Annotated in this window: 4 protein-coding genes, 2 tRNA genes and 2 rRNA genes; 4 read left to right on the top strand and 4 right to left on the bottom strand. The window is 43.1% G+C overall.

Annotated features, from left to right (window positions below):
- From BACCOP_RS08635 to BACCOP_RS08620, 4 genes are all read right to left on the bottom strand, one after another.
- Nucleotides 1-731, bottom strand: a 23S ribosomal RNA gene (locus BACCOP_RS08635); the annotation flags it as partial.
- A 104-nt stretch (nt 732-835) separates the two neighbouring features.
- Nucleotides 836-912, bottom strand: a tRNA-Ala gene (locus BACCOP_RS08630).
- Nucleotides 913-994: 82 nt separating this feature from the next.
- Nucleotides 995-1,068 (bottom strand) — tRNA-Ile (locus BACCOP_RS08625).
- A gap of 124 nt (nt 1,069-1,192) precedes the next feature.
- Nucleotides 1,193-2,720 (bottom strand): 16S ribosomal RNA (locus BACCOP_RS08620).
- A gap of 1,210 nt (nt 2,721-3,930) precedes the next feature.
- Between BACCOP_RS08620 and BACCOP_RS08610 the strand changes: the two genes are divergently transcribed.
- From BACCOP_RS08610 to BACCOP_RS08595, 4 genes are all read left to right on the top strand, one after another.
- Nucleotides 3,931-6,312: an ABC transporter permease gene (locus BACCOP_RS08610; RefSeq protein WP_007568303.1), complete on the top strand. Its 2,382-nt coding sequence runs from the start codon at nt 3,931-3,933 to the stop codon at nt 6,310-6,312.
- 12 nt (nt 6,313-6,324) lie between these two features.
- The gene (locus tag BACCOP_RS08605; RefSeq protein WP_007568302.1) at nt 6,325-8,697 is read left to right on the top strand and encodes an ABC transporter permease; all 2,373 of its coding nucleotides are present in this window, start codon (nt 6,325-6,327) and stop codon (nt 8,695-8,697) included.
- A 27-nt stretch (nt 8,698-8,724) separates the two neighbouring features.
- Nucleotides 8,725-9,402: an ABC transporter ATP-binding protein gene (locus tag BACCOP_RS08600; protein WP_007568300.1), complete on the top strand. Its 678-nt coding sequence runs from the start codon at nt 8,725-8,727 to the stop codon at nt 9,400-9,402.
- An 88-nt stretch (nt 9,403-9,490) separates the two neighbouring features.
- Nucleotides 9,491-11,860, top strand: coding sequence for an FtsX-like permease family protein (locus BACCOP_RS08595; protein WP_007568299.1), 2,370 nt, complete (start codon nt 9,491-9,493; stop codon nt 11,858-11,860).
- Nucleotides 11,861-11,917 lie beyond the last annotated feature (57 nt).

Raw genomic sequence — 11,917 nt, 5'->3', positions numbered from 1 at the left:
TCCTGGCCAAGGGTAGATCACTTGGTTTCGCGTCTGCCGCCGCTGACTTGACGCCCTGTTCAGACTCGCTTTCGCTTCGGCTGCGGGACTCATGTCCCTTAACCTTGCCAAAGACGGCAACTCGTAGGTTCATTATGCAAAAGGCACGCCGTCACACTTTCGTGCTCCGACCGCTTGTAGGCGCACGGTTTCAGGTACTATTTCACTCTTCTGTTCGAAGTGCTTTTCACCTTTCCCTCACGGTACTGGTCCACTATCGGTCTCTCGGGAGTATTTAGCCTTACCGGATGGTCCCGGCAGATTCACGCAGAATTCCTCGTGTTCCGCGCTACTCAGGATACCGCTATGCTTCGTCTTGCTTAGAATACCGGGCTGTCACCGTCTTCGGCCGAACTTTCCAGATCGTTCTTCTCGCAAAATTTCTTGCAACGACGCGGTCCTACAACCCCGTCCATGCCGTAACATGAACGGTTTGGGCTCTTCCCCGTTCGCTCGCCACTACTGGGGGAATCATTGTTATTTTCTTTTCCTGCAGGTACTAAGATGTTTCAGTTCCCTGCGTTAGCCTCCATCATTGATGGATGTTACCTCTTCAAGGTAACGGGTTGTCCCATTCGGAGATTCACGGATCAAGGGTTATTTGCACCTCCCCGTGACTTATCGCAGCTTATCACGTCCTTCATCGCCTCCGAGAGCCAAGGCATCCGCCATGCGCCCTTTCCTACTTTCCTTATCACGTGCACACTATATATTATAGTGCGGGATGATATATACTTTTAGCTTTCGTACTAAAATTACTTTTTGCTTGTTACATCATGTCATAGACCTATCTTTATGGTGGAGAATAACGGATTCGAACCGTTGACCCCCTGCGTGCAAAGCAGGTGCTCTAGCCAGCTGAGCTAATCCCCCGTTTTTTTGCGGCTGCAAAAGTAAGCGTTTTCCTTCGTTCCCGCAAATTTTTAAGGAAGTTTTTTTCTTCCTTCCTTTCGGGTAGTCCCAGGCAGAGTTGAACTGCCGACCTCTACATTATCAGTGTAGCGCTCTAACCAACTGAGCTATAGGACTAGCTTTTGTGATTCAGTTCAACCTAGTCTGTTACCGACTCGGCTTCATCTTTCTCTCTTCTATATCGTTAAACAAACTCCCATGCAGCACAAGGGACAAAACCCTTATTCAGGTCACGCTCCAGAAAGGAGGTGTTCCAGCCGCACCTTCCGGTACGGCTACCTTGTTACGACTTAGCCCCAATTACCGGTTTTACCCTAGGGCGCTCCTTGCGGTTACGCACTTCAGGTACCCCCGGCTTTCATGGCTTGACGGGCGGTGTGTACAAGGCCCGGGAACGTATTCACCGCGCCGTGGCTGATGCGCGATTACTAGCGAATCCAGCTTCGTGGAGTCGGGTTGCAGACTCCAGTCCGAACTGAGAGAGGTTTTGGGGATTGGCATCCCGTTGCCGGGTAGCGGCCTTCTGTACCTCCCATTGTAACACGTGTGTAGCCCCGGACGTAAGGGCCGTGCTGATTTGACGTCATCCCCACCTTCCTCACATCTTACGATGGCAGTCTGGCCAGAGCCCTCAGCTTAACCTGTTAGTAACTGACCACGAGGGTTGCGCTCGTTATGGCACTTAAGCCGACACCTCACGGCACGAGCTGACGACAACCATGCAGCACCTTCACAGACGCCTTGCGGCTTACAAGTTTCCTCGTAATTCGTCTGCAATTTAAGCCCGGGTAAGGTTCCTCGCGTATCATCGAATTAAACCACATGTTCCTCCGCTTGTGCGGGCCCCCGTCAATTCCTTTGAGTTTCACCGTTGCCGGCGTACTCCCCAGGTGGGATACTTAATGCTTTCGCTTGGCCGCTGACAGTATATCGCCAACAGCGAGTATCCATCGTTTACCGTGTGGACTACCAGGGTATCTAATCCTGTTTGATACCCACACTTTCGAGCATGAACGTCAGTTACAGTTTAGCAAGCTGCCTTCGCAATCGGGGTTCTTCGTGATATCTAAGCATTTCACCGCTACACCACGAATTCCGCCTGCCTCAACTGCACTCAAGGAAACCAGTATCAACTGCAATTTTACGGTTGAGCCGCAAACTTTCACAACTGACTTAATCTCCCGTCTGCGCTCCCTTTAAACCCAATAAATCCGGATAACGCTCGCATCCTCCGTATTACCGCGGCTGCTGGCACGGAGTTAGCCGATGCTTATTCATACGGTACATACAAAATCCTACACGTAGGAAACTTTATTCCCGTATAAAAGAAGTTTACAATCCGTAGGACCTTCATCCTTCACGCTACTTGGCTGGTTCAGGCTCTCGCCCATTGACCAATATTCCTCACTGCTGCCTCCCGTAGGAGTTTGGACCGTGTCTCAGTTCCAATGTGGGGGACCTTCCTCTCAGAACCCCTATCCATCGCAGGCTAGGTGGGCCGTTACCCCGCCTACTACCTAATGGAACGCATCCCCATCGTTTACCAATAAATCTTTAATGGTGCCATCATGCAATCTCACCATACTATCAGGTATTAATCTTTCTTTCGAAAGGCTATCCCTGAGTAAACGGAAGGTTGGATACGTGTTACTCACCCGTGCGCCGGTCGCCATCAAACTTAGCAAGCTAAGTTCATGCTGCCCCTCGACTTGCATGTGTTAAGCCTGTAGCTAGCGTTCATCCTGAGCCAGGATCAAACTCTTCATTGTAAAATATCTTTTTACTCTTGCGAGTACTTTTTGTCTCTGTTCAGGTGACCGAATGTTTCTTGATTGTTTAATCAGATTGACGGTTTTATCACTTCATCACGGATACACATTATATATATATATCACATGACTACTGCTTGTACTACATTTCGTTTGTTTATCTAAAGTCTTTCAAAGAACTATCTCTTATTTCTAAGCTTCCGTTTGTTAGCGAAAGCGTTTGCAAAGGTAAGAGGTTTTTTCTTAACCACCAAATTTTTTCGAAGTTTTTTTTCGAAAAAATTTTCCAGCGGTCAGAAACCGGAACCGCAAGCCCTTCTCGCTCCCTTAGCACGGCTAAGGTAAGATACAAGGCAACACCCGAAAAACCGGAAACCTCACGTTCACTCTGTCAATGCTTTACCGCGTTTCTCTCTCGAAAGCGGGTGCAAAATTACGCACTTTTTCGCAAACTCCAACTTTTACACGACTTTTTTTTGACTTTTCCTGAAAGTTTTTTCGTAAGACACTGGAAAACAGGTATGTTACGCGGCATATTTTTTTACCGGACGCAGAAGGAGGAGGAAAACATGCACAATAATATTTATTGCGCGGGCGGGCGCATGTGCGCGAAGGAAAACACACCGCATTATCCGCAAAAAGCGGCACAATGGAAAAACAACGCCTTCTCTTCATTAAAACAACGGCATGTTTTCACTAAAAATACACCTTCTTTTTTTTAAAATTACAGCATATTTTTTTCAGGGTAATGAACAGGCTGATTATCAGCAATGACGGAAATACACAAAGCGGCACTGTTTCTTCACGTAAAAATATACCATTCATGTCCGATGAACATGCTATTTAAGAATCTCGTGTCGCTCTAAACCGGAACTCTATAAATAAACATGACGAGAGTCTCTTGAAACTTAGAAGGGAGAAGATATTTTTATAACAGTGTCTAAAAATCATACACCCTGTGTCAAATTATTAGACAGTCATTTAAAACTAGCATAAAGATAGCATACTGATTAACAACAAGTTAATATAATGGCACGCTGTTTGTATCATAAAAAGCAAACGGCTAATAGATTTATGAAAGAATTAAAAACAGATTTTACTTTTTAAAATAGGAACAAAAGATGTGAAACGTCTGATGAAATTTACACTCATCAGACGGAATGTAACCCATGAGAGTCCTATAAAAACTTAAAAATAACATAGCAACATCATGAAAACAATATTACGCAATCTATTTTATACGCTTAAACGTTTTCGGACAGCTTCCGTACTCAACTTGTTGGGATTATCAACAGCTTTTGCTGCCTTCATGCTGATTATGATGAAAGCGAGCTACGAATACAACTTTGATACGTGTTATCCAGACTCCGACCGCCTGGTCATGCTAAATTTTGGAGAAGAAAAAGATAATTCGATCACTTTACTTCCAAGAGGCCCAATCGATTTCCTCATCCAACAAGTACCCGGCATCGAATATGGAACCATCTACGCTCCCTGCTGGCAGAAACAAGCGTTCTGCACCAATCCTGAAAATCCGCAATATTTCTATGAAACTCCGTGGGCTGTGTACCCTGATTTCGGAAAAGTTATCGGACTACAGTTCGTAAAAGGAAGCGACAAGGATATGGATAAGCCTGAAAGCATCATTATATCGGAAAGCTATGCCCATAAACTTTTCCCAAAAGGTAACGCTTTGGGCTCCTATCTCTATACGGAAGGCAATACTGGACTGGTAGCAGGAATAGACAAGTTCAGAATATGTGGAATCTTCAAAGACCTTCCTGAAAACTGCCAATTTAAAAATGACATATTCATCCGGATGAGTGATTTCCAGAAAGATGACTGGGGAAGTATGAACTTTTTTGCCTTTTTCCGACTGAAACCGGGAGTAAGCGCAACTGATATCAACTCACAAATCGAAGCCAGTGGAGCCAATAAACGACTGAATATTGTAGACAAAGGAAATCAACGGCTTTATGTATTCCCCATCCAAAAACTCTATTATGACATGTCGGCATCCTATTACCTCAAAACAGGAAACCGCAATACAATGATTCTTCTCGTAAGTATCGGATTACTGATTATCATTATCGCTTGCATTAATCTTATCAATTTCAGTACCGCCCTAGCACCAGTTCGCATGCGCAGTATCAATACTCAAAAAGTATTGGGCAGCAGCAACTGGGAATTACGCCGTGCCTTAAGTACCGAATCAGTCGGCATCATCTTGATCAGCTGGTTCTTATCACTGGGCATTGTCGAAATACTCATACGCCTGAAGATGCTCACTTTTATGGGATTCACCCCTTCATTGATTACCTACTGGCACATTATAGGATACACCGGAATCATCGCATTGGTGACAGGCGTAATTGCCGGAGTCTATCCAGCATGGTACATGACTTCTTTCCCTCCGGCCCTCGTATTGAAAGGAAACTGTGCCCTAAGCGGAAGAGGCAAACGCCTCCGCATGTTCCTTATCGGTTTTCAGTATATCGTTTCATTTGTTCTGATTGTGACAGCCGGATTCATTTTCTTACAAAACCGCTTTATGCAGAATTATATATCAGGCATCGATAAAGACCAGATACTAGTTGCCTCTCTTCCACAAATGCCTTACCAAAGCTCCGAATACCGCAATTTTACAAATACTCTAAAAAGTTTTGCTGAAATAGACGACATAGCTTATGCCAAATCAAGTCTGGGCGGAGAAAACGGATATACTCAATATGCTTTCTTATATAAAGAAAAAATGTACGGACATTACTACATTGATGTCACAACAAATTTCTGTAAGGTAATGGGTATGAAAATAGTATCAGGAGAAGACTTTCTTCCCAGCGACTCTATTCTTCATAATGATTTAAACTTTATCGCAACTCAGGATTTACAGCAAAAAACCGGTATTCCGGCTGGCTCAACACTGGATTTCTTCGTCTGGGGCATGAATGTCAAGCTAAAAGGATACGTCAACAACGTACAGTTCACCTCGCTCCGTTCTGAAGCACTGCCCTATATATTCTGTCCAAACGGGAAATACAGTAGTGATATTTTGCCTTTCGCCTACATTCGCGTAAAAGCCGGAAGCAATATGAGGACAGCCTTGAAGCATATTCGCCAGACATTAGCCAAATGTTTTATCGGCTATCCTGTTGAAGTAAAATTCTATGATCAGGTATACAGCCAACTTTATCAGAAAGAAGCTGAGCAGCAACGGATGATCACCTTATTCAGCTTGCTTGCCATCCTTATCTCACTGGTAGGAGTTTTCGGTCTTATCATCTTTGAAGCAGAACAGCGCCGCAAAGAAATCGGCATCCGAAAAGTATATGGAGCTCACACCTATCAAATTCTCTGGATATTCGGGCAATCGTATCTCACACTATCAATAGTCAGCTCCATTATTGCAACCCCGATAGCTTGGTATATCGTATCCAAGTGGCTGGAACAATTTACCGAACGAATAGACATCACACCGTGGATGTTCATTCTTACCTGCATCATTATCAGCCTCATCACACTGATAACCATCACTATACAGAATTACCGTGCTGCAACAAGTAACCCGATAAAAAACTTAAAAACAGAATAACATTGCAACATTATGAAAACAATATTACGCAACTTATTTTACACGCTCAAACGTTTTCGGACAGCTTCCGTACTCAATCTGTTGGGATTATCAACAGCTTTTGCTGCCTTCATCCTGATCATGATGAAGGTAAGTTACGAATACAACTTTGATACTTGTTATCCGGATTCCGACCGTATTGCTGTACTGAATCTCAGTGTAGACCATCACCCCAATGAACTGATTGTATTGCCCCGACCTTTTGTAGAAGGAGTGATAGAAGAAACACCTGCAATCGAATGTGGAGCTTTTTTTGATTGCTCTCCCAATTATGCAGAACTTATCTCAACCGATGCCAAGCAACCCCAGTACATTTACGAACCTGTTACCGTAGTAAGCCCAGATTTTGCCCGAACACTCGGCATGGCATTCATAACAGGAAATGATGAAGGATTACGCCAGCCTGGAGGAGCTATTATATCTGAAAGCCAGGCCCGAAAGCTTTTCCCGAAAGGAAATGCCGTAGGAAGTTATCTCTATATGCCAGAAAACAAGAAACTGCTCATCACTGGAGTATACAAAGACTTTCCTGAAAACAGTCAGTTTAAAAATGTTATCTACCGTGATATCGATAAACAAAAGAATAAAGACCGTTGGGGAACTCAGAGTTACTACGCTATCATCCGCATGAAACCCGGTATCAATATCCAAACTTTAAACGAACAGCTTAAAAGCAGTCATCTGGCAGAAAACATGACCATCTATTCTGAATCAGATCGAGAAGTCTGTGCAATGCCAATCCGCAACGTTTATTATGAAGCGAATCCCTGGATTTTCTATAAAGTCGGTGATCGCCAACATACCTGGTTGCTGATTACCATCGCCATTCTTACTATCAGCATTGCTGCCATCAACCTGATTAATTTCAGCACCGCACTCACTCCGATGCGTATTCGCAGTATCAATACTCAAAAAGTATTGGGCAGCCCTGTCAACCAACTCCGCATAGGACTAATATCAGAAACTATCGCCATCGTCCTTATCGGATGGTTACTTTCACTATTTATCGTGTGGATTCTAACACACATGAAACTACTCAGTCTGATAGGATTTACGCCTTCCTTTTTTACTTATCTACCTGTAATTCTGATATCAGGAGGCATTGCTTTGCTTACCGGTATAATAGCAGGTCTATACCCTGCATGGTATATGACTTCATTTCCTCCGGCTCTGATGCTGAAAGGTAATTATGCTCTCTCGGCCAAAGGCAGATTATTCCGCACCTTGCTTACGAGCTTCCAATATATCATATCATTTGCTCTATTAGTATGCGCCACATTCATTTGGCAACAAAACCAATACATGAAAATTCAAGATACCGGATTTGCACGTGACGAAATTGTGATAGCCGGACTTCCCCACAAAGGACAAGAACTATCACAATTCACCACTTTCAAACATGAACTTGAGAAATTCCCGGAATTTAAAGGTACTGCATATGTTTCTACCAAACTAGGCGCTAGCGATGTGTATAGTATGACCGGATCAAAATATGAAGGAGAAGAGTTTTATCATTATGAAATTCGTGTTTCACCCGATTTTGGTGAAGTTATGGGATTTAAGTTATTAGAAGGACGTTTCTTTCTAGCTTCGGATACAATATCCAGCAACAAATACACTTATTGCCTAGGTACTAAACGCATCAAAGATGAACAACATATCCCTACTGATACTCCTTTTAGAGGAAACCACTCAAAGAGTAACTATATCGTGGGATATATCGATGATGTAATCTTTACTTCAAGCCGGGTCAATGCATTTGCCTATAGCCCATTTTTATTCACAGTAGAATCCCAACTCACCAAGCTGCCTTATGCCTATATCCGTATTAAGGCAGGAAGTGATGTTTCTACTGCTCTCCGTCATATTCACGAAACCGCTGAGAAAATCTTCCCCGGATATCCGGTAGAAGTCAATTTCTTCAATACCTACTACCAACAACTGTATGAAAAAGAAACCAATCAACAGTACATGGTTACCCTCTTCAGTTTGCTGGCTATCATTATCTCATTGGTAGGAGTATTTGGCCTGACCATTTTCGAAACAGCATACCGGCGTAAGGAAATCGGCATACGCAAAGTATACGGAGCAAAAACTTCTGATATTCTATGGAACTTTAACCGTACTTACCTGCGCATCATAACAATCTGTTCAATCATCGCCAGTCCCTTTGCCTGGTTCTTCATGGACAAATGGCTACAAAACTTTATTATCCGAATCAACCTGTCACCGTGGGTTTTTCTGATAGCTTTTGCCATTATAATAATACTTACACTTACGATTGTAACTATACAGAATTACCGTGCTGCAACAAGCAACCCGACAGAGAACTTAAAAATAGAATAATATAATAATAATTTAATACTTACCACTATGATCAAAATTGAAAACCTTTGCAAGACATTCCGCACTACAGAAGTAGAAACAATTGCCTTAAACAATGTAAATCTGGAAGTTAATGAAAAAGAATTCGTCGCCATCATGGGACCATCCGGATGCGGAAAATCAACCTTACTGAACATCCTAGGCTTACTGGACAATCCGACTTCGGGCAACTATTATCTGGACAATAAAGAGGTAGGGCATCTGAAAGAAAAAGATCGTACCAATGTACGTAAAGGAAGTATTGGTTTTGTATTCCAAAGCTTCAACCTGATAGACGAACTGAATGTATTCGAAAACGTTGAGCTACCTCTTACTTACCTGAATATTCCTGCGGAAGAGCGCAAGAAACGAGTAACTGAAATTTTATCGCGCATGAATATCAGTCATCGTGCCAAACATTATCCACAACAGCTATCCGGTGGTCAGCAACAGCGTGTGGCTATCGCCCGTGCCGTAGTTTCCAATCCGAAAATTATCCTTGCCGACGAGCCGACTGGTAACCTGGATTCTAAAAACGGACTGGAGGTGATGGAGCTGCTTACCGAACTGAATAAAGAAGGTACTACCATCGTCATGGTAACCCATAGCCAGCGTGATGCAGGATTTGCCAGCCGTGTCATCAACCTGTTCGATGGACAGATCGTATCATCCATCAGTGAAATGTAATCTCTCTTAAGTTTATACAATGAAAAGAAGGTACACCGAAAGTGTGTCCGGATGTGCCTTCTTACTTTCTTTCAATCCATGCCAAACAATGAAAAGAGCTTTACAGAATCTTTTTCGAAAAGGAGAAGGAAACTTGATAAAAATTCTCTGTCTGGGTGTAGGAATGGCTATCGGACTGGTAATGCTTGCCGAAGTAATTTTCGAACGGTCGTATGATAACTTTATTCCCCATCTGGAAGACACTTATATCATACAGGAAAATTACAAGCAGCAAGGTAGTGATTGGTTAAACCACAGCAGTGTATCGGGAGCCATTGCTCCGGGTATCAAACGATATTGTCCAGAAGTAGAAGCCGCAACCCGTTTTACTATACTGAATGAAGATCTGTTGTTAACAACTGAGGATCAACGCATCATAAAAGGAAATGCTTATTTGTGTGACAGTTCATTCTTCGATGTCTTTCCACGAAAAATCTTAATGGGAGAAGAGCCACACAGCGGACTGGAAAAAGCCAACAATGCTTATATCTCAGCCAAACTGCTGAAAGTACTGGGTAATGATATTTTAGGCAAACAGCTGACATGGAAAGTTTTCCCAAACTTTCACATTACGGTAGCAGGGGTCTTTGAGGATTTCCCGGAAAACACTCATCTGCCGAAAATAGACATTGCCGTAGCTCTTCCTACTATCGGACAAATTATGGGGGACGGAAGAGATAACTGGCTAGGAAATGACCGTTATTCGGGCTATGTCCGCCTACACCCGGGTACTGATCCGAAAACATTGGAGCCCAACATCAAGCATATGCTGTATACCAATGCTCCAATGGAAGAACTAGAACGCTCGGGCAGCCAGTTTTACCTGAACCTGAAACCTGTAAACACGATCTTCCTGTCTTCGGAATACAATCGTATCATGAATATCGTTTTTCTGGCCTTTGCCTTTATTATGCTGGCAGTAGCAGTCCTGAATTATATCCTGCTGGTTGTTTCATCGGTAGTCAAACGAGCTAAAAGCATTGCTACTTACCGCTGTTACGGAGCAGAAAGTAAGGATATTTATCGCATGATACTGGCTGAATCGGTATTACACTGCTTCATCGCTCTGATACTTGCCATACTCATCATCTTCGGGCTGCAAGATTTTTTACAGGAGCAAATGGGACATAGTTTGCAAGCCTTATTTTCTCCCACAGCTTTAGTTCTGTGTTTAATAGTCGTTACTGCCATTGCTATAATTTGCGGTGTAATGCCCGGCTACATATATACACGTATACCTGTCACCTACGCTTACCGCCGATACACAGAAAACAAACGACAGTGGAAATTAGGACTTTTATTCGTACAGTTCATGCTGACAACTTTCTTTGTCTGTCTGCTTACCGTTATCGGCCTCCAGTATCAGGCATTGACAAACTACCGCACTGGCTTCGAATACAAAAATGTGCTCTACGTTTCTCTGCCCGGAACCCAAACAGTAGAACGTGAACGTTGCATACAGGAGTTAAAAAGACTTCCCAACGTAAGCGGAGTAACCTGGGGATATCAGGAAATGTTTATGAAATGCAGCGGAAACAATGTATACGACCCACAAAGCGGTAAAGAGTATATGAACATAGCCGACATGTACGACGTGGGTTCCGACTATCATAAGGTTTTCAGTATTCCTGTACTAGAAGGAAGTACTTTTACTACTGAACTGGGAGATAGTGCCAGCCAGGAAGTAATGGTAAGCCGTAACTTTATCAAACAAATGGAAAAACTTGCCGGGTGGACGGGCTCTCCTGTTGGTAAGCAAGTTTTTATCACAGAACATCAAGGCCCGTACACTATCTGTGGTATCTACGAAGAAATTCATCTAGGTTCTCAAGTTGCGGAAGATTTCGACGAGCGTCCGACAGTGATGTTCTATAACAGACATCCCAACCATCTTCTTTACATTCGTTTGAAAGAAATGGGTCCAGCACAAATCAAGGAGGTACAAGACATAGTCAGCCGTACCATGCCCAGCCAGGAGAAACACGTATATAGCCTCGACCTGGAAATGACTAATCAATACAACATGCTGTTACACGTGAGAAACAGCATACTCTTTGTCGGACTATGTATTCTGGTAATTGCACTTATCGGACTGATAGCCTATATCCGTGATGAAGTAAACCGCCGACGCTCGGAAATAGCTATCCGTATCATTCACGGAGCACAAGTAAAGGATGTACAACTCATCTTCCTGAAAGATATCCTGAAAATAGCTATTCCTGCTGTTCTAACCGGAAGCATATTCGCAATAATTATCAGTACCCGATTACTGGAGTTGTTTGCAACTAAAATTTCTCTTACATGGTATCTGTTTGGAGGATGCGTACTCGCTGTACTGATAATCATATTTGCAATCAGTTGTAGTATGATACTTAAAGCAGCACATAGCAACCCGATCAACAACTTAAGGACAGAATAGTTGATACTCGTGTTTTTTATGAAACAAAGAGGCTTGCTTTCATTCAGCTAAAGGATG

The organism is Phocaeicola coprocola DSM 17136 (genome assembly GCF_000154845.1).
In the GTDB taxonomy this organism is placed as follows: Bacteria; Bacteroidota; Bacteroidia; order Bacteroidales; family Bacteroidaceae; genus Phocaeicola; species Phocaeicola coprocola.
The sequence above is the reverse complement of the archived record's forward strand: the minus strand, read 5'-3'. Positions and strand labels throughout refer to the sequence as shown.

Excerpts from the sequence above, each read along its gene's own strand:
- BACCOP_RS08610 (WP_007568303.1), top strand. The coding sequence starts at position 3,931 with ATGAAAACAATATTACGCAATCTATTTTATACGCTTAAACGTTTTCGG.
- BACCOP_RS08605 (WP_007568302.1), top strand. The coding sequence starts at position 6,325 with ATGAAAACAATATTACGCAACTTATTTTACACGCTCAAACGTTTTCGG.
- BACCOP_RS08600 (WP_007568300.1), top strand. The coding sequence starts at position 8,725 with ATGATCAAAATTGAAAACCTTTGCAAGACATTCCGCACTACAGAAGTA.
- BACCOP_RS08595 (WP_007568299.1), top strand. The coding sequence starts at position 9,491 with ATGAAAAGAGCTTTACAGAATCTTTTTCGAAAAGGAGAAGGAAACTTG.